Raw genomic sequence first — 25668 nt, 5'->3', positions numbered from 1 at the left:
TCCCGCGGCGGGGCGGCGCCCGGGCCCCCCCCCCCCGCGGGCGCCGGCCCCGCCCCCCCCCCCCCGGCGGGCGGGGGGGGGGGGGGGGGGGCGCCCCGCCCCCGGCGCCGCCCCCCCGCCCTCTTCCGTCGTCCGCGTCCGCGGCTACGGCTAAGGCTCGCGCGTGATCACGGCCGGGTCGAGCCCGAAGCCGGGAATCGGCAGCGTGCCGCCGTCCACCGGGTCGGTGGCCGGGTCGTCGTCGTCACCGCCGGCGTCACGGCCGGAGTCGCCGTCCCGGTCGCGTCCGGGCTTGCCGTCGTCCTTCTTGCCGGGCTTGCGCTTGCCCGGCTTGCCCTTGCCGCCGGCGCTCGGGTCGACCGGCTCGGGGATGTGGACCGTCTGGAACTGCATCACCTCTCGGCCCGCGAGCGCGCCCTCGACCGCGTCGCGCCAGATGGGGCCGGGGACGCCGCCACCGAAGACCTTCTCGTAGTACTGGCCGCCGATGTAGATGTTCTCCATCGGGACCTTCTTGGCGCCGCCGGAGCCGACCCAGACCGCGCCCGACAGGTTCGGCGTGTAGCCGACGAACCAGGCGTTCTTGCGCTCGTCGGTGGTACCGGTCTTGCCCGCGCTGTCGCGGTCGCCGAGGCCGGCCTGCTTACCCGTACCGGAGTCGACCACGCCGCGCAGCAGGGTGTTGATGGTGTCGGCGGTCCGTTCCGACATGACCCGCTCACAGCTGGACTTCGGCACCCGCAGGGCCTTGCCGTGCGGGTCGGTGATGGACTCTATGGCGACGGGGGTGCAGTAGACGCCCCGGTTGGCGAAGGCCGCGTAGGCGTTGGCCATCGTCAGCGGGGACATCTCGCCGGTGCCCAGCGCGATCGAGGGCACCTCCTTCAGCTTCGACCCGTCGCCCTGGATGACGCCGAGCTTCTGCGCCATCTCCGTCACCGGGCAGACGCCGATGTCGCTGATCATCTGCACGAAGTAGGTGTTGACCGACTTGGCCATCGCCTCGCGCAGCGCGTACGGGCCGACCTCGGACTCCGTCTCGTTCTCCACGCGGTCGCCGGTGTTGACCCAGGTGCCGCCGTTGCAGGTGCGGACCGGGCTCGGGTAGTCCATGTCATACGGCGACGGGTACGACTTCGTCGGGGGCACGCCCTGCTCGATGGCCGCCGCGGCGACGATGGGCTTGAAGGTCGAACCGGTCTGGAAGCCGTAGTTCGAGCCGCCCATCTTCTTGTTGACCGAGAAGTTGATCTGGGTCTCGTTCGTGCCGAAGCCGTACGGCTTGGACTGACCCATCGCCAGCACGCGACCGGTGCCCGGCTGGACCAGCGTGACCGCCGTCGCGACCTTGTCGTCCTGGTTGACGTGGTCCTTGATGGAGTCGTTGACCGACTCCTGGGACTGCGGGTCCAGGGTGGTGCGGACGGTCAGGCCGCCGCGGTTCCAGACCTTGGCCCGCTCCTCCTTGGTCTTGCCGAAGACCGGGTCGGAGAGGAACACGGCGCGGACGTAGTCGCAGAAGAAGCCGGCGCCGCTGACCGCGGTGATGCAGCCGTTCTTGGGCCGGGTGACCTTCAGCTTGATCGGGGTGGCCTTGGCGCGGTCCGCCTCGGCCTGCGAGATGTCCTTTATGTCGGCCATCCGCTGGAGGACGGTGTTCCGGCGCTTGGTGGCCTCCTCCGTGTCGTTCACCGGGTCGTACCGGCTCGGCGACTGGACCAGCCCGGCCAGGAGCGCGGACTCCTCCAGGGTGAGGTCGGCGGCGGGCTTGCTGAAGTAGCGCTGCGCGGCGGACTCGATGCCGTACGCCTGCTGGCCGAAGAAGGTGATGTTGAGGTAGTTCTCCAGGATCTTCTTCTTGCCGAGCTCTTCCTCGACCTGGATCGCGTACTTCAGCTCGCGCACCTTGCGGCCGAGGCTCTTCTGCTGGGCCTCCGCCACCTTGGCCGGGTCGTCGCCGGCCTCCTCGACGAACACGTTCTTCACGTATTGCTGCGTGAGCGTGGACGCGCCCTGCGCGGCGCCGCCCTCCTGCGCGTTCCGGTTGACCGCGCGCAGGATGCCCTTGAGGTCGATGGCCCCGTGCTCGTAGAAGCGCGAGTCCTCGATCGCGACGATCGCCTTCTGCATGTACGGGGAGATGGCCGTGAGCGGCACGACCTTCCGGTCGCGCGAGTAGACGGTGGCGATGAGCCCGCCCTCGGCGTCCAGGATCCTCGTGCGCTGACTCAGCGGCGGGGTCTTCAGGTTGGCGGGGATCTCGTCGAACCCCTCCACCGTGCCCTTGGCCGCGAGACCGAGCGCGCCCGCGCCCGGGATGGCGATTCCGGCGAGCACGACACCGGCCAGGACCGAGACACCGACGAACTTGGCGGCCTGCTGGGTCCCGGTGAGACCTCCGCCCGAGCGCTTCTTTGGCATGGAGGCAGCCTAATCCGTCACCAGTGGCATTCCGCGGGACCGGGGGCCCCCGGCGATGTTCGAGTACCAGACCGTGACATCCGGGCACGCCCGACGGCGTGACGGGCAACACGAAAGGCAGCGTGAACGGCGGCGCGCGGGCACGTGAACGGCAACGCGAAGGACAACGCGAAGGGCCTACTGTGCCATTCGCCGGACACGCGCGCATGCCTTGGCCTAAGCTGCTCCCAACTGTCACAGCAGTGCGGTGGGACATCAACCCCCGGACGCGACATTCACCCTTCCCGAAGAGGGTGGACACATGTCCGAATTCCCCGCACCCGGTGCCCGTCTGCCGGTCCGGCTCCGTGGGTTCGTCCGGAATTGCCGGATAGGTCCGGCATGTCGCCGGGTCACTCCGTCGGGTGATCTGCCGCTTACGCATAGTCCGTTCGGGCCATTCAAGATTGGGCCCGTCGGGGGTGTTGCGCTGTGTCCGCCTTCCGTAACGTCCTCAACTGGCAGCGGTGAATATGCCGCTGCCGCCGTGGGGGAGCCTCGATTCGGGAGAGGACGGCGCCGCAATGGGCTGGGTTACCGACTGGAGTGCGCAGGCAGCCTGCCGCACTACCGATCCGGATGAACTGTTCGTTCAGGGTGCAGCGCAGAACAGGGCCAAGGCGGTGTGCACCGGTTGCCCGGTGCGGACCGAGTGCCTCGCGGACGCGCTCGACAATCGTGTCGAGTTCGGTGTCTGGGGCGGCATGACCGAGCGGGAGCGGCGCGCGTTGCTGCGCCGGCGCCCCACCGTCACGTCGTGGCGGCGACTGCTCGAGACCGCGCGCACGGAGTACGAGCGCAGTACCGGCATCCTCACCGTGGATGTCGACGAGGAGGCGGACGTCGTCTACGAGACGTACGCGGCTGCCGGGTAGACACCCGGCGCGGTCCTCCTCACACCGGCTCACCAGGGGCGCACCACCGGGTGCCCCCGCCCGCGTCAGTCCGGCTGACCGGTCGTGAGCCGTTCACCGATGGCCCGCAGCCCGGCGAGGTCGTGCACATCGCCGGGCAGGGCGGCCACCTCGGCCACCGGCACCTCGGGGTGCAGCGACGTGAAGCGGTCGCGTGTGTGCCGCTCGCGCGCGATCACCTGCATGCGCTCGGCGTGCAGGCGCAGCAGTCCCGCGGTGATGAGTTCCACGTCCGGTACGTCCGGATCCGGAACGGCACCGTCCGCACTGCGGCCGCCGTCCGGGCTGGGGGAGTCGCCGTCGGGGGAGTCGGCGCGGTCGGCAGGACCGGCAGGATCGGCTGGGCCACGAGCACCAGCTTTCCCGGACTCCTGATCGACAATGCCGCTCTCTTCAAGATTCTCCGCGGCGGCCAGGGCCCGCTCGGCCGACAGCTGCCCGGCACCGCTCCCGTGCACGCGGTTCAGCACGAGCCCGGCCAGCGGCATCCGCTCCGCGGCCAGCCGCTCCACGAAGTACGCGGCCTCCCGCAGCGCGTCCGGCTCGGGCGCCGCCACCACGAGGAACGCCGTCCCCGGCGCCTGCAGCAGCCGGTACGTGGCGTCGGCCCGGGTGCGGAAGCCGCCGAACATCGTGTCCATGGCGGCCACGAAGGTCTGTACGTCCTTCAGCAGCTGACCGCCCATCAGCTTGCTCAGCGTGCCGGTCATCATCGACATGCCGACGTTGAGGAACTTCATCCCCGCCCGGCCGCCGACCTTCGCCGGCGCCATCAGCACCCGGATGAACTTCCCGTCCAGGAAGGACCCCAGCCGCTTCGGGGCGTCCAGGAAGTCCAGCGCGGACCGGCTCGGCGGGGTGTCGACCACGATCAGGTCCCAGTCGTCCCGTGCCCGCAGCTGGCCCAGCTTCTCCATGGCCATGTACTCCTGCGTGCCCGCGAAGCCGGCCGACAGGGACTGGTAGAAGGGGTTGTCCAGGATCGCGCGGGCCCGCTCGCCGTCCGCGTGCGCCTCGACGATCTCGTCGAAGGTCCGCTTCATGTCGAGCATCATGGCGTGCAGCTCGCCGCCCCCGGAGCCCGCCGGGCCGCCGTCCCCGGCCGTGCCGTCGTCCGCCCCGATGCCCGCCACCGGCCGCGGCGTGTTGTCCAGCAGGTCGATGCCCATGGACTGGGCCAGCCGCCGGGCCGGGTCGATGGTCAGCACGACCACCCGGCGGCCCCGCTCGGCCGCCCGTACCCCCAGCGCCGCGGCCGTCGTCGTCTTGCCCACGCCGCCCGCGCCGCAGCACACGATGATGCGCGTGCCCCGGTCGTCCAGCAGCGCGTCCACGTCCAGCGGCGGGGGAGTCCTCAGGGCACTGCTCACTCGGCCTCCACCTGCTTCCGCAGCTCCGCCGCCAGGTCGTAGAGACCGGCGAGGTCCATCCCGCCGCCCAGCAGCGGCAGTTCGTACGAGGGCAGGTCGAGGCCCCGCAGTACGGAGCGCTGCTCGCGCTCCAGCTCCACGCGCTCGGCGTGCTCCGCGGCCTGCTCCAGCAGCGGCCCGACCAGCCGCTCGGCCGGCCCCCCGCGCCGCGCGCCGCCCAGCCCCGCCCGGGACAGTGCCTGCGCGACGCCGGTCCGCAGCTCGCCCGAGGCGGCCCGCAGGGCGGCCTCGTCGAGGTGGTGGGGGCGGACCATGTTCACGATCACCCGGCCCACCGGCAGCCCGGCGGCCCGCAGTTCCTCGATGCCGTCGGCCGTCTCCTGCACGGGCATCTCCTCCAGCAGGGTGACCAGGTGCACTGCCGTGTCCGGGGACTTGAGGACCTTCATCACGGACTGGGCCTGGTTGTGGATGGGGCCGAACCTGGCCAGCCCCGCCACCTCGTCGTTGACGTTCAGGAAGCGGGTCACGCGGCCGGTCGGCGGGGCGTCCATCACCACGTGGTCGTAGACGAAGCTGCCCTTCTTGTCCTTGCGCTTGACCGCCTCGCAGGCCTTGCCCGTCAGCAGCACGTCCCGCAGGCCCGGCGCGATGGTGGTCGCGAAGTCGATGGCGCCCAGCTTCTTCAGCGCCCGCCCGGCGGAACCCAGCTTGTAGAACATCTGGAGGTAGTCGAGCAGCGCGCGCTCGGCGTCGATCGCCAGCGCGAAGACCTCCCCGCCGCCCGGGGCCACCGCGATCTTCCGCTCCTCGTAGGGCAGCGCCTCCGTCCCGAAGACCTGCGCGATCCCCTGCCTGCCCTCCACCTCCACGAGAAGCGTCCGCCTGCCCTCGGTCGCGAGGGCGAGCGCGAGTGCGGCGGCGACCGTGGTCTTACCGGTTCCGCCCTTGCCGCTGACCACCTGGAGCCTGCTCACCCGTCGACCTTAACCAGTCCCCTCTCGCGCCGCGCACGAGCCCTCACGGCAGGCATTACGCTCCCCTGCATGAAGAAGTTCGAATACGCGACGGTCCCGCTGCTCGTCCACGCCACCAAGCAGATCCTCGACACCTGGGGCGAGGACGGCTGGGAGCTCGTCCAGGTCGTGCCCGGGCCGAACAACCCCGAGCAGCTGGTGGCCTACCTGAAGCGGGAGAAGCAGGCATGAGCGCCGTCGAGGCCAAGCTCGCCGAACTCGGGCTGACCCTTCCGGAGGTCGTCCCTCCGCTCGCCGCGTACCAGCCCGCCGTCCGCTCCGGCGCGTACGTCTACACCGCCGGCCAGCTCCCGATGGTGGACGGCAAGCTCCGGCTGACCGGCAAGGTCGGCGGCGAGGTCACCGCCGACGAGGCCAAGGAGCTCGCGAAGACCTGCGCCCTGAACGGGCTGGCCGCCGTGAAGTCCGTCATCGGCGACCTGGACAAGATCAAGCGCGTCGTGAAGGTGGTCGGCTTCGTCGCCTCCACCCCCGACTTCACCGGCCAGCCGGGCGTCATCAACGGCGCCAGCGAGCTGCTGGGCGAGATCCTCGGCGAGAAGGGCGTGCACGCCCGCAGCGCCGTCGGCGTGGCGGTCCTGCCGCTCGACGCCCCGGTCGAGGTCGAGTTCCAGATCGAGATCGAGGGCTGAGGGCCCACGGGCACGGGTGACCCGGGACGCCGCTCCCGGGCACCCCTCGAACATCGACGCGGATCGCCGTAGCATCCGGCCATGCCGAATGGTCAGACGCAGGACGGAACAGCCGGGAGCACCGCCGGAGGCCAGTGGTACCCCCCGGAGTGGCCGGACCGCATCCGCGCCCTCGCGGCGGGCACCCTCACGGTCGTGGAGCCCAAGCGGGCCGCCACGGTGATGCTGCTGCGGGACGCCGAGGGCGGGCCCGCCGTCCACATGCTGCGCCGGCGCGCCTCCATGGCCTTCGCCGGCGGCGCGTACGCCTACCCGGGCGGCGGTGTCGACCCGCGGGACGACGACCACCTCGTCGGCTGGGCCGGGCCCTCGCTGGAGCACTGGGCGGAGCGGCTCGGCACCGACCGGGCCACCGCCCAGGCCATCGTGTGCGCCGCGGTCCGCGAGACGTACGAGGAAGCCGGCGTCCTCCTGGCCGGCCCGGCCCCGGACACCCTGGTCGGCGACACCACCGGCGACGACTGGGAGGCCGACCGGCAGGCGCTGGTCGCCCGGGACCTGTCCTTCGCCGAGTTCCTCGACCGGCGCGGCCTGCTGCTCCGCTCCGACCTGCTCGGCGCCTGGGCGCGCTGGATCACTCCGGAGTTCGAGCAGCGCCGTTACGACACCTGGTTCTTCGTGGCCGCCCTGCCCGAGGGCCAGCGCACCCGCAACGCCTCGACCGAGGCCGACCGCACCGTGTGGACCCGCCCCGCGGACGCCGCCGCCGGCTACGACCGCGGCGAGCTGCTGATGATGCCGCCCACCATCTCCACGCTGCGCTCCCTCACCCCGTACGGCACCGCCGCCGAGGCCCTGGCGGCCGCCGGGAAGCAGGACCTGACACCGGTGCTCGCGCAGGCCAGGCTGGAGGAGGGGGAGATTGTCCTCAGCTGGCCGGGGCACGAGGAGTTCACGAAGCGCGTGAAGACGGGAGGGAACCGATGACGAACGCGTCCGCCCTGCCGGGACAGCCCCGCGGCGCGGTCCACTCCGGTCCGGCGACGGCCCGCGCGGTGAACGTCCTGGCCCCGAACGCCTCCGCGATGACGCTGGACGGCACCAACACCTGGATCGTCTCCGAGCCCGGCTCGGACCTCGCGGTCGTGGTCGACCCCGGCCCGCTGGACGACGCCCACCTGCGCCGGGTGATCAGCACGGCCGAGCAGGCGGGCAAGCGCGTCGCGCTGACGCTGCTCACCCACGGCCACCCGGACCACGCCGAGGGCGCCGGGCGCTTCGCGGAGCTGACCGGCACCAAGGTGCGGGCGCTCGACCCGGCACTGCGGCTCGGCGACGAGGGCCTCGAAGCCGGTGACGTGATCACCACCGGCGGCCTGGAGATGCGGGTCGTGCCGACGCCCGGGCACACGGCCGACTCCCTCTGCTTCCACCTGCCGGCCGACCGGGCGGTGCTCACCGGGGACACGGTCCTCGGGCGCGGCACGACGGTCGTGGCGCACCCCGACGGACGGCTCGGCGACTACCTGGACTCCCTGCGGCGGCTGCGCTCGCTCACCGTGGACGACGGCGTGCACACGGTGCTGCCGGGGCACGGGCCGGTGCTGGACGACGCGCAGGGCGCGGTCGAGTTCTACCTCGCGCACCGCGCGCACCGTCTGGCGCAGGTGGAGACGGCGGTGGAGGACGGCTACACCACCGCTCCCGAGGTCGTGGCGCACGTCTACGCGGACGTGGACCGCTCGCTGTGGCCGGCGGCCGAGTGGTCGGTGCGCGCGCAGCTGGAGTACCTGCGCGAGCACGGTCTGATCCCCGGTCCGCCGGGCTACTGACGGGTCATTAGGCTGGCGCCATGCTCATGACTGTCTCGCTCACCGTCGCCGCCCTCGTCTTCGCGGGCGGCGTGATCACGGCCTCCGTCAACGCCCGCGTCCAGGAGGTCGCCCGCCGGGCCGACCGCCTCGACCGCAAGCTCGACCTGATCATGGCTCACCTGGGCATATCCGAGCCCGAGCCGGCGGGCCTGGACCGGGTCCGGGCCCTGCTGCGCGACGGGAAGAAGATCGAGGCCATCAAGGTCTACCGCGAGCTGACGGGCGAGGGCCTGAAGGAGGCCAAGGACGCGGTGGAGAAGCTGAGCCACTGAACCGCGCCACTGATCAGCGGGACTGTCCGGCCGTGGCCACCGGGCTGCGGTGCCCCTTCGTGCCGATGACCGACGCGTACTCGGCCGCCAGCCACGGACCCAGGTCCTCGGTGAAGGCGCGGAGCACGGCCGGGTCGGCCACCGGCTCCAGCGCCAGGGCGGCCGCCTCGCGCATCTGCCGCGCGCGCTCGGGGTAGTACCGGCCGAAGATCTCGGCGGACCGGTCGAGGTCGCTGGTCCAGCCGCCCCAGCGGGGCATGACCAGGGTGAAGCCGGTACGGACGAGCTTGCGCGCGTACGCACGGACCAGCCCCCGGCGCTCCGCCGGCCCCTCCGCGCGCCCGGCCCGCGCGCGCCAGACCGGCAGCCGCCCGGCCAGGTCGCCGTTGGTCTCCCGGGCCAGCAGCCCGTCGGGGCGGTAGCGCGGCAGGTGCTCGCCCAGGTCGTCGCCCAGCAGCGGCGTGCACAGGCACGCCACGAACCAGCCCATGTCGTACCGCTCCGCCTCGCCGAGCAGGGTGTCCCTGCCGAAGAGCAGCACGCCCGCGCCGTCGATCTCCTGGTGTTCCCGGTCCAGCTCCCGCCCGATGCGGGCCGCGCTCTCCCGGTCCGCAGCCGTGGGCTCCTCGTGCAGGGCGAGCAGCAGGTCGAGGTCGGAGCGGCCCGGGCGCGCGGTGCCGCGCGGGACGGACCCGTAGAGGTACGCGCTGTGCAGCCGCCGCCCGTACGTACGCGCCGCGGCCGTCCGCGCGGCCGCCACGACCGCCCGGAAGTCCGGTCCGACGTTCCCCAGGGCCCCCTCCCGCTCGATGAAGCCCCGCTCGTCCAGCCCCTTGCGCTCCATGCCACCCACTGTGCGGCACCGCGCCCCGGATACGGCGAAGGCCCCGCCCACGGGGGGCGGGGCCTTCTACGGGCCGGGGCCGGGCCGGTGCGCGACCGGCCGCGGGGATCAGCGCGAACGCTTGGCGAGTCGCTCGACGTCCAGCAGGATCACGGCGCGGGCCTCCAGGCGGAGCCAGCCGCGGCCTGCGAAGTCGGCCAGGGCCTTGTTCACGGTCTCGCGGGAGGCGCCGACGAGCTGCGCCAGCTCCTCCTGGGTCAGGTCGTGCACGACGTGGATGCCCTCTTCGGACTGGACGCCGAAGCGGCGCGACAGGTCCAGGAGCGCACGGGCGACACGGCCCGGCACGTCGGAGAAGACCAGGTCGGACATCTGGTCGTTGGTCTTGCGCAGGCGGCGGGCGACGGCGCGCAGCAGCGCGGTGGCCACCTCGGGCCGGGCGTTCAGCCAGGGCTGGAGGTCGCCGTGGCCCAGGCCGAGCAGCTTGACCTCGGTCAGCGCGGTCGCGGTGGCGGTGCGCGGGCCCGGGTCGAAGAGGGACAGCTCGCCGATCAGCTCGCCGGGGCCGAGGACCGCCAGCATGTTCTCGCGGCCGTCGGGCGAGGTGCGGTGCAGCTTCACCTTGCCCTCGGTGACGACGTACAGCCGGTCGCCGGGGTCGCCCTCGTGGAACAGGGCGTCGCCGCGTGCGAGGGTCACCTCGGCCATGGAGGCGCGGAGCTCCGCGGCCTGCTCGTCATCGAGCGCCGCGAACAGCGGGGCGCGCCGCAGAACGTCGTCCACGAGTCTCTCTCCTATGTCGACCTGCTCAGGGGACCGTGGTCCCCATTTTGCCGGACGCTGCAAACAGTGCGATCAATCACAAGGATGCCGGACGAACGGGTGTGCTGTGTGGCAGGGGGCCGATCCATGGGCTGATCGGGCCACACCCGGGTGGCCGTCCCACCCGGCCGTCGGGGCCGGCCGGGGGTCAAGAGGCCGCTGGGCGTGGGCCGGACGGCCCGTGGGGGTCATGATGCCAGGCGATTCAGCTGTGGGCGAACAGGTCGGCCGGATCCCTTGGGGCGGGGGTTTCGAGGGGGCCGAAATGAAGCCCCGGCGGGCCCGCCGGGGCCGGTCACGATCACCCGGGCGGATCACCCGCGGGGTGTCGGCGGCCGGGCGTAGCCTTCGTCACATGGCTGAGAGCAAGGGTGTGAAGCAGAGCGTGGCCGAGGCCGTGGAGAGGCCCGCGAAGAAGGTCGCGAAGAAGGCCGTGGAGAAGGCCGTGGAGAAGCCCGCGAAGAAGGCCGCGAAGAAGACCGTCGCGGCGCGGGCCAAGCCGGAGTCCCGGCTGGCGATGGTGCGCCGTGCCCGCCGGATCAACCGCGAGCTGGCCGAGGTCTATCCGTACGCCCATCCGGAGCTGGACTTCCGGAACCCCTTCGAGCTGCTGGTCGCCACCGTGCTGTCCGCCCAGACCACGGACCTGCGGGTGAACCAGACCACCCCGGCCCTCTTCGCGAAGTACCCGACGCCCGAGGACATGGCTGCGGCCGTGCCCGAGGAGCTGGAGGAGGTCATCAGGCCCACGGGCTTCTTCCGGGCCAAGGCGAAGTCCCTGATCGGCCTGTCCACGGCCCTGCGGGACCGCTTCGACGGCGAGGTGCCGGGCCGCCTGGACGACCTGGTCACGCTGCCCGGCGTGGGCCGCAAGACGGCGAACGTGGTGCTCGGGAACGCCTTCGGGGTGCCGGGCATCACCGTGGACACGCACTTCGGCCGGCTGGTGCGGCGCTGGAAGTGGACCGAGCAGGAGGACCCGGAGAAGGTCGAGGCGGAGATCTGCGCGATCTTCCCCAAGAGCGAGTGGACGATGCTCTCCCACCGCGTGGTCTTCCACGGCCGCCGGATCTGCCACTCCCGCAGGCCCGCGTGCGGCGCCTGCCCCATCGCCCCGCTCTGCCCGGCGTACGGCGAGGGCGAGACGGACCCGGAGAAGGCGAAGCAGCTGCTCAAGTACGAGATGGGCGGTCAGCCCGGCCAGCGCCTGAGCCCGCCGGCGGACTACCCCGGCAAGCCCGCGGCACCGCTGGGTGCCGCCGGGTGACGCCGGGGACCGCCCCGGCAGGCGGTACGGGCAGGGGTCCGGGCGGCAGTCCCGCCCGGTACGGCGAGGAACGAATCCGGTCCCGGGCGGCGTTGTGCCAGCGAGCGGGGAACCAGCGAACGGGGTGCCGATGACAGGGGCGACGAGGGCGGGCCAGGCCGGGGACGGCGTGGCCGTGACCACGCAGGGGCTGCCGGCCTGGCTGGACCCCGTGGTCGAGGCGGTCCGCACGGTCCGGCCGACGCAGCTCAGCCGGTTCCTGCCGCCCGCGAGCGGCCGGGGCCGCCAGTCGGCCGTGCTCATCCTCTTCGGGGAGGGGGCCGCGGGCCCCGAGCTGCTGCTGATCGAGCGCGCCGGCACCCTCCGCTCCCACGCGGGCCAGCCCTCCTTCCCCGGCGGCGCGCTGGACCCCGAGGACGGCGACCCGCACGACTCCGGCCCGCTGCGCGCCGCGCTGCGGGAGGCCGAGGAGGAGACCGGGCTCGATCCGGCCGGTGTGCAGCTCTTCGGGGTGCTGCCGAAGCTCTACATCCCGGTGAGCGAGTTCGTCGTCACGCCGGTCCTCGGCTGGTGGCGCGAGCCCAGCCCGGTGGCCGCGGTCGACCCGGCCGAGACGGCCCGCGTCTTCACGGTTCCCGTGTCGGATCTCACGGACCCGGCCAATCGCGCGGTGACGGTGCACCCGAGCGGCCACCAGGGCCCGGCATTCCTGGTCGAATCGGCTCTGGTCTGGGGTTTTACCGCCGGAGTGATCGACAGGATCCTGCACTTCTCGGGCTGGGAACGCCCCTGGGACCGCACCCGGCAGGTCCCGCTCGACTGGCGCGCATGAGACGGTGGCCCACGTGAACGTGCTCGACCAGCTGAACGGGCTGGACTTCCTCCTGCTGGTCGCCGCGGTGTGGTTCGCGATCATCGGATACCGCCAGGGCTTCGTCGTCGGCATCCTCTCGGTGATCGGCTTCCTCGGCGGCGGCCTGATCGCCGTGTCCGTGCTGCCGTGGATCTGGAACCAGGTCACGGACAGCGCCGAGGTGAACACGACGGCCGCGATCATCGCCGTCGTGGTGGTGATCATCTGCGCCTCGGTGGGCCAGGCCTTCACGACGCATCTGGGGAACCGCCTGCGCAGACACATCACCTGGTCGCCCGCGCGCGCCCTCGACGCCACGGGCGGCGCCCTGGTGAACGTGGTGGCCATGCTGCTGGTCGCCTGGCTTATCGGTTCTGCACTGGCCGGCAACCCCACCAACACGCTCGGCAAGCAGGCCAACAAGTCCCAGGTCCTGTACGGCGTCTCACAGCTGATGCCCCAGCAGGCCGGCACGCTCTTCTCCGACTTCAGCTCGATCCTGGCGCAGAACGGCTTCCCGCAGGTCTTCAGCCCGTTCTCCAACGAGCCCATCACCGAGGTGAAGGCGCCCGACCCGGCGCTCGCCAACGGCCCGGTCGCGCAGCGCGCCAAGCGGTCCATCGTCAAGGTCGTCGGCACCGCACCGAGCTGCAGCAAGGTCCTCGAAGGCACCGGCTTCGTCTTCGCCGACCGCAAGGTGATGACCAACGCCCACGTGGTCGGCGGCGTCGCGGCGCCCACCGTCCAGATAGGCGGCGAGGGCCGGCTCTACGACGCGAAGGTCGTCCTCTACGACTGGCAGCGGGACATCGCGGTGCTGGACGTGCCGAAGCTCCGGGCCCCGGCCCTGGAGTTCACCGGCTCCGACGCGCGCAGCGGCAGCGGAGCCATCGTCGCCGGCTTCCCCGAGAACGGCTCGTACGACGTACGGGCGGCCCGCGTCCGCGGCCGGATCAACGCCAACGGCCCCGACATCTACCACCGCGGCACCGTCCGCCGGGACGTGTACTCCCTGTACGCGACGGTCCGCCAGGGCAATTCCGGCGGCCCCCTGCTGACGCCCGAAGGCAAGGTGTACGGCGTGGTGTTCGCCAAGTCGCTGGACGACCCGAACACCGGCTACGCGCTGACCGCGGACGAGATCCGGGACGACATCGAAGAGGGCATGACGGCCCGCCAGCGGGTCGACAGCCAGGGCTGCGCGCTCTGACCCGGCGGCCCAGGTGACCGCGGGGGAACACCTGTCCCTCGAACGGCCAAATGCCCGGTGCATAGGCCAATTGGCCCTCCCCCGGGCGGTTACCGACCTTGGGTCACGGGCAGACGTCGAGGTATGGGCTGGACGCACGACTTCGGTGACTCCGCACGCAACCGCCGCTCAGCAGCGCCGCTGGGCTCCCGCGAGAGGGCAGGCGGGCCCGCACAGGGCCCCGACCCCCGTCTCGGCATCCCGCGTATCCTCCGCCGCCGGGCCCGCTGGGTCTCGGCGCGCCTGAGGCACCAGCGCACCAGCTAGCTAGGCCGGGTCCCGGAGCACGCCGGGCCCGCGGACGGGGCCGGGCCGGGCCGACCGGCCGGGCCGGGTCAGCGGTCCGGTTCCGGGTCCCTGAGCCAGTTGATCAGCTCCGTGGAGAACGCCACCGGGTCCTCCTCGTGGGGGAAGTGCCCGAGGCCGTCGAAGAGACGCCACCGGTAGGGCGCCTCGACGTACTCGCCGGACCCCGCGGCACTGCGCGTACGCATCACCGGATCCAGCGATCCGTGCAGGTGCAGCGTGGGCACCCGGACCGGGCGCTTCATCCGGCGGTTGAACTGCACGCCGTCGGGCCGGGCCAGGGAGCGGACCATCCAGCGGTACGGCTCGATCGAGCAGTGCGCCGTCGACGGGATGCACATGGCCCGCCGGTACACCTCGACGTCCTCGTCCTCGGGCAGCCGCGGACCGGACCAGTCGCGGATCAGCTGTCCCACCAGGGCGCCGTCGTCCGCGACCAGGCGCCGCTCGGGCAGCCAGGGCCGCTGGAAACCCCACACGTAGGAGTTGGCGCGGCTCTGCGCGAAGTCGGAGAGCATCGCCGAGCGCCACCGGCGCGGGTGCGGCATGGACGACACGACCAGGCGGCGCACCAGCTTGGGCCGCATCACGGCGGCGGTCCACGCCAGGTAGCCGCCCAGGTCGTGGCCGACCAGGGCGGCGTCCGGCTCGCCGAGGGACCGTACGACGCCCGTGATGTCGAGGGCCAGGTTGGCGGGGTCGTAGCCGCGGGGGGTGCGGTCGCTGCCGCCCACCCCGCGCAGGTCCATCGCGACGGCCCGGTAGCCGGCGTCGGCCAGTGCCACGAGCTGGTGGCGCCAGGTCCACCAGAACTGCGGGAATCCGTGCAGCAGCAGCACCAGCGGCCCGTCACCCAGCTCGGCGACGTGGAAGCGCGCCCCGTTGGCGGCCACGTCCCGGTGCGTCACCTGCGCGCCCGGGATGTCGATCCGGGCCGCCGTGGCGGCGGTGGGGGGATTGCTCGCGTCGGAGGAGGGGGCCGTCATGAGGACGAGCGTGCCACACCCACGGCGCGGTCACCGACCGGCCGCGGGTGCGGCTTGACGGTCCCGACGAGCGCCGCGGTCTCCTTCACCGAGGCGATGGTCCGCTCCGGCGGCGTGACCTTCTTGAACTTCGACACGGCCAGCAGCGCCGCCACCCCGGCGACCAGCAGGAACGCCACGCCCACGATCAGGAAGGACCAGGCCAGGCCCAGCCCCAGGTTGTGGATGCCGTAGGCGGCGGCGAAGCTCAGCACCGGGATCGAGAAGACCGCGAGCACACCGGCCACGCCGATGGCGGTGCCGCCGATGCCCACGCGCTTGGCGTCCTCGCGCAGTTCGGCCTTGGCCAGGGCGATCTCGTCGTGCACCAGGGCGGACATCTCGGCGGTGGCCGAGGCGACCAGCTGGCCGAGACTGCGCTCGGCCGCTCCAGGCGCCCCTTGGTCCACTGCGCTCATCGGTCTCTCCCTCGATCGGTCCGGTGGGGGCGGCTCCCAGCGGTGGCTGGGGCACTGTGCTCAGATCATGCCGGACTGTCGCCCTCGCCGCTGGACCCGGCAGGGACTTCGGCCACGTGCGGGTCCGCCGCGAGCTCGGCCCGGCGCCGGTGTTCGGCCGCCTTGCGCTCGTAGATCTCCGCCATCCGGAGGTGGTAGTCGGGGTTGTGCTCCTCGTAGACGTCCGGGATGCCGTCCTCGTCGGCGTCGAGCTCCTCGGCCTCGGTCAGCGCCCGGTACCTGCGGTCGCGCAGTTTCAGCAGGACGCACGCGAGGACCGCCGCGATCAGCGAGCCCATCAGGACGGCGGCCTTGATCTCGTCGGTCAGGACCGGGTCCCCGGCGAAGGCGAGCTCGCCGATCAGCAGCGAGACGGTGAAGCCGATGCCGGCCAGCGAGGCCACGGCGAACACGTCGGGCCAAGCCAGGTCCGGGTTCAGCTCGGCCCTGGTGAAGCGGGCGGCCAGCCAGGTGCCGCCGAAGATGCCCGCGGCCTTGCCCACCACCAGTCCGAGGACCACGCCGAGCGTCTCGGGCCGGGTGAAGACCTGCGCGATCGCCTCGTCGGAGAGGGAGACACCGGCCGAGAACAGCGCGAAGAGGGGTACGGCGAGACCGGCGGAGAGCGGCCGGACCAGGTGCTCGATGTGCTCGCCCGGCGACTGCTCCTCGCCCTCCCTGCGGGTGCAGCGGAGCATCAGGCCCATGGCGACGCCGGCGATCGTGGCGTGGACGCCGCTGTTGTACATGAGGCCCCAGATGGCCAGGGCCAGCGGCACGTACACGTACCAGCCGCGTACGCCCGCGCGCAGCAGGAACCAGAACAGGACCAGGCCCACGACCGCGCCGGCGAGCGGCAGGAAGCTGATCTCGCTGGTGAAGAAGACCGCGATGATCAGGATCGCGAACAGGTCGTCCACCACGGCGAGGGTGAGCAGGAAGGCGCGCAGGGCCGACGGCAGCGAGGTGCCGATGACCGCCAGGACGGCGAGCGCGAAGGCGATGTCGGTGGCGGTGGGCACGGCCCAGCCGTCCATCGAACCGCTGCCGAGGACGTTGACCAGGGCGTACACCAGGGCGGGCACGGCCATGCCGCAGACGGCGGCGATGACGGGCAGGGCGGCGGCCTTGGGGTCGCGCAGGTCTCCGGCGACCAGCTCGCGCTTGAGCTCGATGCCGGCGACGAAGAAGAAGACCGCCAGCAGGCCGTCGGCCGCCCAGTGCTGGACGGACAGGTCCAGGCCGAGTGCGGCGGGGCCGAAGTGGAAGTCCCGGACGGTGGCGTAGCTCTCGGAGACGGCCGGGATGTTCGCCCACAACAGGGCGGCGATGGCGGCCACCAGGAGCAGGACGCCGCCCACGGTCTCGGCGCGCAGGGCGTCGGCCACGAACCTGCGCTCGGGCAGCGAGAGGCGGCCCAGGAGCTTGCGGTTCTGGTTGTCGGTGGGTGCGGGCGCGGCCACGGTGGGGCACCTCCGGTGTGGTCGACGGCATGGCTGACGCTGTTGCCGACCAGACTTCCCGGCACACCCAGAGACTTCGAACGTCAAACGTTGACGCTTTCCTTACTTTACAGGGTGTGGCCACGGAGTCATATCGGGTGATCTTCACCCTAGATGCCGGGAGGGCATCCGGCGCGTCACACGCCGGATGCCCTCCCGTGTCCGATCGCCCCCGGGGGCCCGGACTCAGTCCTCGCTGCCCGCGCTGGGGAGCTTGGTCTGGATCAGGTCCATCACCGAGGAGTCGGTGAGCGTGGTGACGTCGCCCAGCTCGCGGTTCTCCGCGACGTCGCGCAGCAGACGGCGCATGATCTTGCCGGAGCGGGTCTTGGGCAGCTCGGCCACCGGCAGGATCCGCTTGGGCTTGGCGATCGGGCCCAGGGTGGCACCGACGTGGTTGCGCAGGTCGGCCACCAGGCCCTCGTCCTCGCTGGCGGAGCCGCGCAGGATGACGAAGGCGACGATGGCCTGGCCCGTGGTCTCGTCGGCGGCGCCGACCACGGCCGCCTCCGCCACGGAGGGGTGCGAGACCAGCGCGGACTCGACCTCGGTGGTGGAGATGTTGTGGCCGGACACGAGCATGACGTCGTCGACGCGGCCCAGCAGCCAGATGTCGCCGTCGTCGTCCTTCTTGGCGCCGTCACCGGCGAAGTACTTGCCCTCGAAGCGGGACCAGTAGGTGTCGAGGAACCGCTGGTCGTCGCCCCAGATGGTGCGCAGCATCGACGGCCACGGCTCGGTGAGCACCAGGTAGCCGCCACCGCCGTCGGGGACCTCGCGGGCCTCGTCGTCGACGACGGTCGCGGAGATGCCGGGCAGCGGGCGCTGGGCCGAACCGGGCTTGGTCTCGGTCACGCCGGGCAGCGGGGAGATCATCATGGCGCCGGTCTCGGTCTGCCACCAGGTGTCCACGATCGGGCAGCGGCCGCCGCCGATGTGCTCGCGGTACCAGACCCAGGCCTCCGGGTTGATGGGCTCGCCGACCGAGCCGAGCACGCGCAGCGAGGACAGGTCGAACTTGGCGGGGATGTCGTCCCCCCACTTCATGAACGTCCGGATCGCCGTGGGCGCGGTGTAGAGGATGGTCACGCCGTACTTCTGGACGATCTCCCAGAAGCGGCCCTGGTGCGGGGTGTCCGGCGTGCCCTCGTACATGACCTGGGTCGCGCCGTTCGCCAGCGGCCCGTAGACGATGTACGAGTGCCCGGTGACCCAGCCGATGTCGGCGGTGCACCAGTAGACGTCGCTCTCCGGCTTGAGGTCGAAGACGGCGTGGTGGGTGTAGGCGGCCTGGGTGAGGTAGCCGCCCGACGTGTGCAGGATGCCCTTGGGCTTACCGGTCGTGCCCGAGGTGTAGAGGATGAAGAGCGGGTGCTCCGCGTCGAAGGCCTCGGGGGTGTGCTCGGCGGACTGGCGGCCGACCAGGTCGTCCCACCAGATGTCGCGGCCCTCGGTGAAGGCGGTCTCCTGGCCGGTGCGGCGGACCACCAGAACGTGCTCGACCTGCGGGCACTTGGCCACGGCCTCGTCGATGGCCGGCTTGAGGGCGCTGGGCTTGCCGCGGCGGTAGCCGCCGTCGGCGGTGATGACGAGCTTGGCGTCGGCGTCCTGGATGCGGGAGGCGACGGCGTCGGCGGAGAAGCCGCCGAAGACCACGGAGTGCGCGGCGCCGACGCGGGCGCACGCGAGCATCGCGACGACCGCCTCGGGGATCATCGGGAGGTAGACGGCGACGCGGTCGCCGGCCCGGACGCCCAGCTCGGTGAGGGCGTTCGCGGCCTTGGAGACCTCGTCCTTCAGCTCGGCGTAGGTGATCGCGCGGCCGTCGCCGGGCTCGCCCTCGAAGTGGATGGCGATCCGGTCGCCGTTGCCTGCCTCGACGTGCCGGTCGACGCAGTTGTACGCGACGTTGAGCTTGCCGTCCGCGAACCACTTCGCGAAGGGCGGGTTGGTCCAGTCGAGCGTCTCCGTCGGCTCGGTCGCCCAGGTCAGCCGCCGGGCCTGCGCGGCCCAGAAGCCCAGCCTGTCGGCCTCGGCCTGTTCGTACGCCGCCGCCGTGACGTTGGCGGTGGCGGCCAGATCGGCGGGGGGTGCGAACCGCCGCTCCTCCTTGAGCAGGTTGGCCAGGCTTTCGTTGCTCACCGACATCTCCCTTTCCCAGGGTGTCCGTTGTGTCCCGGGTCATAGCTCACCAGTCGAAGGGCCGGGTGACAAGGGGCAACGGGAAATTGGTTTAGACCTATAACCCGGTTGTGCGGCTCCTCAGCACGACGGCCCCTCCCCGCTGCAGGGTGCGGGAAGGGGCCATACGGTCTCACGGACCGGGCGCCGGTGCGGTTCAGGCATTCGCCTCTTCCAGCGCGGATCTCCGCTCGATTGACTCGTTTTCGACGGTCGTGGAGTCCTCGCCGGCCGGTTCCGGCCGTGCCGCGGCCCCGGGCTTCCGGACCGCCTCCGGCGTCTGGGCGAGTGCCATCCCCTCGAACGCGGCGTGCTGGTCCACACCGGTGAAGACGTGGCTGTCGAAGAACTCGTCGCCCTCGGTCAGCAGGTACGCCTGCGCCTCGCCCACGTGGAAGTACATCCCGTGCAGCTCCAGCGTCCCCTCGGCGAGCCGGCGGGCCACCGACTCGTGCGCCCTCAGGTGCTCCAGCTGCATGACCACGTTGGTCAGGCACAGCTGCTCCACCGGGTCGGCGGGCAGCCGTCCGGAGATCCGCGCCCACGGGTGGTGCCGGCTGCCCATCCGCTCCAGGCTGGGCAGCCCGTGGCGCAGCCAGCGCCGCAGGGGGGTGGCCGGAGTCCCGGGCGCGGTGGTGAGCAGCGCCTGCATCGCCCCGCAGCCCGAGTGACCGCAGACGGTGATGCTGGAGACCTGGAGGACGTCCACCGCGTACTCGATCGCCGCGGCGACCGAGTCGTCCGACGACTCTGCCCCCGGCAGCGGCACCAGGTTGCCGACGTTCCGCACCGTGAAGAGGTCGCCCGGACCGCTGGCCGTGATCATGCTGGTGACCAGCCGGGAGTCCGCGCAGGTGAGGAAGAGCTGGGAGGGCGTCTGGCCCTCGCGCGCCAGCCGGGCCAGTTCGCCGCGGACCAGCGGCGCGGTGTCCCGCTGGAAGGCGCTGAGGCCGCTGGCCAGCTTGGCTGCGCCGGGCCGGGGCTGGGCCTGGGGTGCCGTGCGGTGCTCGCAGTGGTTGCGCCAGGGGGTCCAGGGGTGGCAGCAGTGGTGGCCGCCCCGGCCCGCGCGTCCCGGTCCGGAGACCCGGGCGCCCGCGCGGCCGGTGACCTCCACAGTGCCCCCGTGGGCCAGTTGGACCTCCTGCCAGTCCTGGAGGGCCTCGTACGCGGCGTGGTCCATGAACGAGCCGTCCAGTTCGACGACCACGCGTGCCTCCTGGGGGATCTGGTTCAGTTCCCGGCTCAGCCGGGGGACGGCGAGGAAGGTCAACTGCCCGCGGGCCCGGACGTGGTGGACGCCGTCCCGCACCTCGACGACGATCCGGGTGCGGGCCAGCCGGTGCAGGGCCACGGCGACCGCGACGCCGATGCCGAGGGCGACGCCCGCGAGTACGCCCAGTACGACGACCGCCGCCATGGTCACCGCGTACACGAGCACCTCGCGGTGGCGCGTGACGCTGCGCATGTGGGTGATGCTGACCATCTGTACGCCGACGGCCAGCACCAGCGCGGCGAGCGCGGCCAGTGGGATCAGGTCCAGCACCGGCACCAGCAGCCCGGCGGCCAGCAGCACCCACACGCCGTGCAGCACCGTCGAACGGCGGCTGAGCGCACCCGACTTCACGTTGGTGATGCTCCGGACGGCGCCGCCCGCCACGGGCAGGCCGCCGAGCGCGCCGGAGACCACGTTCGCCACGCCCTGTCCGCGCAGCTCGCGGTTGAGGGAGGCGCGCGGCGGCCGGTCGGCGGTGCGGCGCTCGGTGGCGATCAGCTTGTCGGTCGCCACGGCGGACAGCAGGGACTCCACGCTGCCGACGAGGGTGACGGCCACGACGGCGGTGACGATCCCGAGGACCGGCCCCTCGGGCAGACCCGCCAGGGCGTGGCTGCTCCAGGAGGGCAGGTCCACGCGCGGCAGCCCGGGCCCGGCCAGTGCGGCGGCCGCCGTCGCCAGGGCCACCGCGGCCAGGGCGGCCGGAATCCTGCGCAGCGCGCGCCCGGCCCGTCCGCGCAGCCTGGGCCACGCCAACAGGACCGCCAGGGTGAGGGCGCTGACCGCCAGCGCCCCCGGGTGGAGGTCCGCCAACTGGGCGGGGAGCTCGCGGACGTTGGCCACGGCGGAGCTCTGGGGAGTGCCGCCGAGCACGATGTGAAGCTGTGCCACGACGATGGTCACGCCGATGCCGGCCAGCATGCCGTGCACGATGGCGGGACTGACCATCAGGGCCGACCGGGCGGTGCGCAGCAGGGCCAGGGCGAGCTGCGCGAGGCCGGCCAGCACGGTGATGGCACAGGTGGTGCGCCAGCCGTACCGCTGGATGAGTTCGGCGGTGACGACCGTCAGGCCGGCCGACGCGCCGCTCACTTGGAGCGGTGCGCCGCCGAACCGGCCGGCCACGATGCCGCCGGCGGCGGCGGCGACCAGGCCGGCCTGGAGCGGCGCTCCGGTGGCGAGGGCGATGCCGAGCGAGAGCGGCAGGGCGATCAGGAAGACAGCGATCGACGCGGAGAGATCAGACACGGTTCCCGTCTCCTCCGGGGAAGGGGGTGTGGCGGCGGGAGTTCAGGCAGGGGTGGCCTGCGGAGGCGGATTCTCAACACTCGGTAAACGGATCGTAATGCAGAGTAAAGTTCCGTGGTGGAAATAAGGGGCGAATGGGCTATGACTTCGCCCTCGTGAGTGAATAGGCATTTTTTCCGGCTTGTCATACCTTTCCTTCGGTCCTTGCCGTGGGACGTTGCGGACGCCGGCCGGTTCGGCGGCATCCCACGAAGACCTGCAAGGAAAGGGGTGGGCGGATGAAGGCCGCCTCGAAGAAGATCGCCGGCGGCCTGGTCGCCACGGCGCTGGCGCTCGGCGTCGCGGGCTGCTCCGGTTCCGAGCCCCCGGCCAAGCGCCCGGCCCCCGGCCCCGGCGCCCTCAAGCCGGGTGCGAACCGCGGCGCCCCGGCCGCGCCCGCGCCGGGCAGCGTCCTCCGGCTCATCGGCGACGGCTCCACCTCGTACACCGGCAGCCAGCCGAACGTCGCCGTCCCGCAGAAGCTCTCGCCCGGCGAGAAGCCCCCGCAGTTCGTGGTCTTCTCCTGGGACGGCGCAGGCGAGGACAGCCAGCGCCTCTTCTCGCACTTCCGCGAGGTGGGCAAGGAGCACAACGCCCGCATGACGTACTTCCTCAGCGGGGTCTACATGCTCCCCGAGGAGAAGCGCGAGATGTACGTCGCCCCGCGCCACGGCGCCGGACGCTCCGACATCGGCTTCGGCGACCTCCAGGGCATCAAGGACACCGCGTCACAGCTGCGCGGAGCCTGGCTCGACGGCAACGAGATCGGCACCCACTTCAACGGCCACTTCTGCGGCCCCGAGGGCGGCGTCGGCACCTGGTCCGTCGAGGAGTGGAAGAACGAGATCAACCAGGCCAAGTCCTTCGTGAAGAGCTGGAAGAGCAACGCCGGCCTCCAGAAGGAGAAGGCGCTGCCCTTCGACTACGACAAGGAGCTGATCGGCGCCCGCACGCCCTGCCTCGAAGGCCAGAAGAACTTCATGCTGGCGGCGAAGGACATGGGCTTCCGCTACGACTCCAGCGGCATCAGCAAGCAGGTCTGGCCCAAGAAGACCGACGGGCTCTGGGACCTGCCCCTCCAGCTGGTCCCGATGCCGGGCCGGGCCTTCGAGACCCTGTCCATGGACTACAACTACATGGTCAACCAGTCGGGTACGACCTCCCAGGGCGACCCGGCGCAGCACGAGTACTGGGGCGCCCAGATGCGCGACGGCCTGCTGAAGGCCTTCGACCGGGCGTACAACGGAAACCGCGCCCCGCTGATCATCGGCAACCACTTCGAGTCCTGGAACGGCGGCACCTACATGCGCGCCGTCGAGCAGGTCATCAAGGGCGTCTGCACGCAGAAGGAGGTCCGCTGCGTGCCCTTCAGGGAGCTGGCCGACTGGCTGGACGCCCAGGACCCCAAGTCCCTGGAGTGGCTGCGGACCCTGGACGTCGCCGAGGCGCCCAAGGAGGGCTGGGCGGCGTTCATGACCAGGGGCCCGGCCGCCCCGCCCGTCGCTCCCGCGGCGCCCCGGGCGGTCAGGCAGGCATCGGAGCAGTCAGAGGAGGACTGATCCGGCCGGCGGCCACCGGCTCCTCCCGGAGCACGAACCCGGGGTCGACCTGTTGCGCCAGGTCGGCCCCGGTCTTCGCGTTCCCCCAGCTCTCCGCGTTGCGCAGGTGGAAGTGGACCATCTGGCGCGTGTACCGCTCCCAGTCGCGCCGCTCGTACGCGTCGTCGGCCGCCTCCCGGAGCACCGCGAGCGCCCGCCGGTTGGGTTCCTCCAGCAGCTCGAACCGCGGGGGACGGCCCTTCTCCATCGCCCGCACCCAGTCCGAGTGCCCCACCGTCACCAGCAGGTCCTCGCCCACCTCGGCGCGCAGGAAGTCCAGGTCGTCCTGCCCCTGCACCTTGTTGCCGACGACCTTCAGCGCGACGCCGAAGTCCCGCGCGTACTCCTTGTACTGGCGGTAGACGGAGATCCCCTTGCGGGTCGGCTCGGCCACCAGGAAGGTCATGTCGAAGCGGGTGAACATGCCCGAGGCGAAGGAGTCCGAGCCGGCCGTCATGTCGACGACCACGTACTCGCCCCGGCCGTCCACCAGGTGGTTCAGGCACAGCTCCACCGCCCCGACCTTCGAGTGGTAGCAGGCCACGCCGAGGTCGGACTCGGTGAAGGGGCCGGTGGCCATCAGCCGTACCGCGCCCCCGTCGAGCGCCACGGCGCGGGCGCACGCCGCGTACACCGGGTTGTCCTCGCCGACCCGCAGCAGGCGCGAGCCGCTGCCGGGCGGGGTCGTCTTGATCATCGAGTCCGCGGAGGCGATCCGCGGGTTGGAGCCGCGCAGGTACTCCTTGATGAGCGGGAGGTGGGCGCCCATCGCGGGCAGTGCCGCGGCCTCCTCCTCGGCGAGCCCGAGGGCGGCCCCCAGGTGCTGGTTGATGTCGGCGTCCACCGCGACGACGGGGGCCTCGGCGGCGGCGAGGTGGCGGATGAAGAGGGAGGACAGCGTGGTCTTCCCGCTGCCGCCCTTTCCCACGAAAGCGATCTTCATGTTCACCTAGCGTAGTAGGTGCGTCGCAGTGTGTGGTCGAGGTGAGTGAAGAAGACCACTCCAACGTGGGGCGGCTGCTATGGGTGCGTAGGCTCCCTACTTATGAGTACGTCTGCCGATCCCCTCGCCGCCCTGGCCGCGCTCCCCGGCGTGCCGGAGGCCGTGGACTCCGTACGCAAGGCCGTCGACCGGGTCTACGGCCACCGCGTGATGCGCCGCCGGAGCGCGGAGATCACCTCCGAGGCCGCCCTGCGCGGCGCGCGCGGCAGCGCCGCGCTGTCCGGGGCGGACTGGGCCCTGGAAGAGGTCCGCCGGCGCACCGACTTCAGCGCCGACGACGAGGCCCGTACCGTCGGTGCCGCGCTGCGCCTGGCGGCCGAGGCAGGCCAACTCCTCAGCATCTGGCGCCAGTCGCCGCTGCGCGTGCTGGCCAGGCTGCACCTGGTGGCGGCGGGTGGGGCGGCCGCGGCTCCGGCCGGGGCCGGGGCGGATGCGCTCGCGGGGGCGGGCGACACCGTCGGGCGGCCGCGGCTGGCCGGCGAGCCGGTGGTGGAGCCGCTGGTGGAACTGCCGCTGCCGGACGCGGACGAGGTCGCCGGGCGGCTGGACGGCCTGTCCCGGCTGATCATCGCGGGCGGCTCGGCCCCGGCGCTGGTCACGGCCGCGGTCGTGCACGGGGAGCTGGTGGCGCTGCGGCCGTTCGGTACGTACAACGGGCTGGTGGCGCGGGCCGCTGAGCGGATCGTGCTGATCAACAGCGGTCTGGACCCCAAGGCCATCTGCCCGGCCGAGGTCGGACACGCGGAGCAGGGGGGCGAGGCCTACCTCGCGGCCCTGGACGGGTACGTCTCCGGCACCGCGGAGGGGATGGCGGCCTGGATCGCGCACTGCGGGCGGGCGGTCGAGCTGGGCGTCCGCGAGTCGACGGCGGTGTGCGAGGCGCTGCAGCGCGGCGCGGCGTAGGCGGCGTCTGCCGGCGGGGCCCGGGAGTGCCCGGGTCGGCCGGCGGGCTCAGGGCGCGCCCCGGAACAGGGTTGCGGCGACACCGTACTGCTCGTGGTGTCGCCGCTGGCATGCGCGCCCAGTTACCAAGCGTCCTCGATACTTGCCCATCAGGCCGGGAACTTTGCCCTTGCCTGGTGCGGCTGGCCCTTAATCGAAGGGTCGACGTCGCGTGGGTGCTCGGCGTTCATGCAATCGGTCCGTGGGGCCATTCTGCGTTCTTAAAGATGATCCTCTCGGATGTTCTTTGGTCTCGCGGGCCGTGACTCCTTTGTACCTCTGTCGGCAAGGAAGCGGAACCCCTGGCCCCAGTTCTTTACCTTTCCGGACAGGAAAGGATCAATCGGACAGCGCGGGTCGTCGCAGGTCGGGACGGGTGCCCGTGGGGTCGCCGCGGCCCCCCCCGGGGGGGGGGGGGGCCCGGCGGGGGCGGCGGCGCCGGGGGGGGGGGGGGGGGGGCCCGGGGGCCGGGGGGGGGGCGGGGGGCCCCGGGGCCCCG

The 25668-nt window shown here is 72.2% G+C and carries 23 protein-coding genes; 12 read left to right on the top strand and 11 right to left on the bottom strand.

What is annotated here, in order from left to right; genetic code table 11:
• Positions 1-150: 150 nt before the first annotated feature.
• Positions 151-2421 (bottom strand): transglycosylase domain-containing protein, encoded by a 2271-nt coding sequence (locus tag ACIQUQ_RS09545; protein ID WP_403973197.1) that lies wholly within the window; start codon positions 2419-2421, stop codon positions 151-153.
• Positions 2422-2984: 563 nt separating this feature from the next.
• On the opposite strand from ACIQUQ_RS09545, the gene ACIQUQ_RS09540 reads away from it, so the two are divergent.
• Positions 2985-3335 carry a WhiB family transcriptional regulator gene (locus ACIQUQ_RS09540; protein WP_403973829.1) on the top strand — a complete coding sequence of 117 codons (351 nt, stop codon included), beginning with the start codon at positions 2985-2987 and terminating at the stop codon, positions 3333-3335.
• A gap of 65 nt (positions 3336-3400) precedes the next feature.
• Here ACIQUQ_RS09540 and ACIQUQ_RS09535 read toward each other — a convergent pair whose 3' ends face one another.
• On the bottom strand, positions 3401-4744 hold the full coding sequence (locus ACIQUQ_RS09535; protein WP_403973195.1) for an ArsA family ATPase: 1344 nt from the start codon (positions 4742-4744) through the stop codon (positions 3401-3403).
• Positions 4741-5721 carry an ArsA family ATPase gene (locus tag ACIQUQ_RS09530; RefSeq protein WP_403973193.1) on the bottom strand — a complete coding sequence of 327 codons (981 nt, stop codon included), beginning with the start codon at positions 5719-5721 and terminating at the stop codon, positions 4741-4743. Before ACIQUQ_RS09530 ends, ACIQUQ_RS09535 begins: the two co-directional genes overlap by 4 nt.
• Positions 5722-5790: 69 nt before the next feature.
• Here ACIQUQ_RS09530 and ACIQUQ_RS09525 point away from each other — a divergent pair, with 69 nt between their 5' ends.
• From ACIQUQ_RS09525 to ACIQUQ_RS09505, 5 genes are all read left to right on the top strand, one after another.
• Positions 5791-5952: a DUF4177 domain-containing protein gene (locus ACIQUQ_RS09525; RefSeq protein ID WP_107048484.1), complete on the top strand. Its 162-nt coding sequence runs from the start codon at positions 5791-5793 to the stop codon at positions 5950-5952.
• Positions 5949-6413, top strand: a complete 465-nt coding sequence (locus ACIQUQ_RS09520; RefSeq protein ID WP_403973190.1) for a RidA family protein — start codon at positions 5949-5951, stop codon at positions 6411-6413. The genes ACIQUQ_RS09525 and ACIQUQ_RS09520 overlap by 4 nt, the downstream gene beginning before the upstream one ends.
• An 81-nt stretch (positions 6414-6494) precedes the next feature.
• The gene (locus tag ACIQUQ_RS09515; RefSeq protein WP_399946926.1) at positions 6495-7400 is read left to right on the top strand and encodes an NUDIX hydrolase; all 906 of its coding nucleotides are present in this window, start codon (positions 6495-6497) and stop codon (positions 7398-7400) included.
• Positions 7397-8245: an MBL fold metallo-hydrolase gene (locus tag ACIQUQ_RS09510; RefSeq protein WP_403973186.1), complete on the top strand. Its 849-nt coding sequence runs from the start codon at positions 7397-7399 to the stop codon at positions 8243-8245. Before ACIQUQ_RS09515 ends, ACIQUQ_RS09510 begins: the two co-directional genes overlap by 4 nt.
• A gap of 20 nt (positions 8246-8265) precedes the next feature.
• Positions 8266-8559 carry a ribosomal protein L7/L12 gene (locus ACIQUQ_RS09505; RefSeq protein ID WP_403973184.1) on the top strand — a complete coding sequence of 98 codons (294 nt, stop codon included), beginning with the start codon at positions 8266-8268 and terminating at the stop codon, positions 8557-8559.
• A 13-nt stretch (positions 8560-8572) separates the two neighbouring features.
• On the opposite strand, the gene ACIQUQ_RS09500 is transcribed toward ACIQUQ_RS09505, so the two are convergent.
• Positions 8573-9403, bottom strand: a complete 831-nt coding sequence (locus tag ACIQUQ_RS09500; RefSeq protein ID WP_403973182.1) for a nucleotidyltransferase domain-containing protein — start codon at positions 9401-9403, stop codon at positions 8573-8575.
• A gap of 108 nt (positions 9404-9511) precedes the next feature.
• Complete coding sequence (locus ACIQUQ_RS09495; protein WP_007264960.1) at positions 9512-10186, bottom strand: Crp/Fnr family transcriptional regulator; 675 nt, start codon at positions 10184-10186, stop codon at positions 9512-9514.
• A gap of 394 nt (positions 10187-10580) precedes the next feature.
• On the opposite strand from ACIQUQ_RS09495, the gene nth reads away from it, so the two are divergent.
• The 4 genes from nth (at position 10581) to ACIQUQ_RS09475 (ending at position 13861) form a co-directional block, all read left to right on the top strand.
• Entirely contained in the window at positions 10581-11492 is a 912-nt protein-coding gene (gene nth, locus ACIQUQ_RS09490; RefSeq protein ID WP_403973180.1) for an endonuclease III, read from the top strand.
• Between the two features lie 130 nt (positions 11493-11622).
• Positions 11623-12324 carry an NUDIX hydrolase gene (locus tag ACIQUQ_RS09485; RefSeq protein WP_403973177.1) on the top strand — a complete coding sequence of 234 codons (702 nt, stop codon included), beginning with the start codon at positions 11623-11625 and terminating at the stop codon, positions 12322-12324.
• A gap of 31 nt (positions 12325-12355) precedes the next feature.
• Positions 12356-13555 carry a MarP family serine protease gene (locus ACIQUQ_RS09480; protein ID WP_403973826.1) on the top strand — a complete coding sequence of 400 codons (1200 nt, stop codon included), beginning with the start codon at positions 12356-12358 and terminating at the stop codon, positions 13553-13555.
• A gap of 123 nt (positions 13556-13678) precedes the next feature.
• Positions 13679-13861 (top strand): hypothetical protein, encoded by a 183-nt coding sequence (locus ACIQUQ_RS09475; protein WP_399946897.1) that lies wholly within the window; start codon positions 13679-13681, stop codon positions 13859-13861.
• 68 nt (positions 13862-13929) lie between these two features.
• Here ACIQUQ_RS09475 and ACIQUQ_RS09470 read toward each other — a convergent pair whose 3' ends face one another.
• The 5 genes from ACIQUQ_RS09470 to ACIQUQ_RS09450 all read right to left on the bottom strand — a co-directional run bounded on the left by ACIQUQ_RS09470 (position 13930) and on the right by ACIQUQ_RS09450 (position 21587).
• Positions 13930-14886, bottom strand: a complete 957-nt coding sequence (locus tag ACIQUQ_RS09470) for an alpha/beta fold hydrolase (RefSeq protein ID WP_403973175.1) — start codon at positions 14884-14886, stop codon at positions 13930-13932.
• Positions 14883-15344, bottom strand: coding sequence for a phage holin family protein (locus tag ACIQUQ_RS09465; protein WP_403973172.1), 462 nt, complete (start codon positions 15342-15344; stop codon positions 14883-14885). The genes ACIQUQ_RS09470 and ACIQUQ_RS09465 overlap by 4 nt, the downstream gene beginning before the upstream one ends.
• 65 nt (positions 15345-15409) lie before the next feature.
• Complete coding sequence (gene nhaA / locus ACIQUQ_RS09460; RefSeq protein WP_403973169.1) at positions 15410-16846, bottom strand: Na+/H+ antiporter NhaA; 1437 nt, start codon at positions 16844-16846, stop codon at positions 15410-15412.
• A gap of 225 nt (positions 16847-17071) precedes the next feature.
• Positions 17072-19027, bottom strand: coding sequence for an acetate--CoA ligase (acs, locus tag ACIQUQ_RS09455; protein ID WP_403973167.1), 1956 nt, complete (start codon positions 19025-19027; stop codon positions 17072-17074).
• Between the two features lie 196 nt (positions 19028-19223).
• Positions 19224-21587, bottom strand: a complete 2364-nt coding sequence (locus ACIQUQ_RS09450; RefSeq protein WP_403973164.1) for a SulP family inorganic anion transporter — start codon at positions 21585-21587, stop codon at positions 19224-19226.
• Between the two features lie 278 nt (positions 21588-21865).
• On the opposite strand from ACIQUQ_RS09450, the gene ACIQUQ_RS09445 reads away from it, so the two are divergent.
• Positions 21866-23185: a hypothetical protein gene (locus ACIQUQ_RS09445; RefSeq protein WP_403973162.1), complete on the top strand. Its 1320-nt coding sequence runs from the start codon at positions 21866-21868 to the stop codon at positions 23183-23185.
• Here ACIQUQ_RS09445 and ACIQUQ_RS09440 read toward each other — a convergent pair.
• Positions 23151-24167, bottom strand: coding sequence for an ATP-binding protein (locus tag ACIQUQ_RS09440; protein ID WP_403973160.1), 1017 nt, complete (start codon positions 24165-24167; stop codon positions 23151-23153). The two genes, ACIQUQ_RS09445 and ACIQUQ_RS09440, sit on opposite strands and share 35 nt — an antisense overlap.
• Before the next feature lie 102 nt (positions 24168-24269).
• Between ACIQUQ_RS09440 and ACIQUQ_RS09435 the strand changes: the two genes are divergently transcribed.
• Positions 24270-25130, top strand: coding sequence for an oxidoreductase (locus tag ACIQUQ_RS09435; protein ID WP_403973157.1), 861 nt, complete (start codon positions 24270-24272; stop codon positions 25128-25130).
• The last annotated feature ends 538 nt before the right edge of the window (positions 25131-25668 follow it).

The organism is Streptomyces sp. NPDC101118, from assembly GCF_044759445.1.
Classification (GTDB): Bacteria; Actinomycetota; Actinomycetes; order Streptomycetales; family Streptomycetaceae; genus Streptomyces.
The sequence above is the reverse complement of the archived record's forward strand: the minus strand, read 5'-3'. Positions and strand labels throughout refer to the sequence as shown.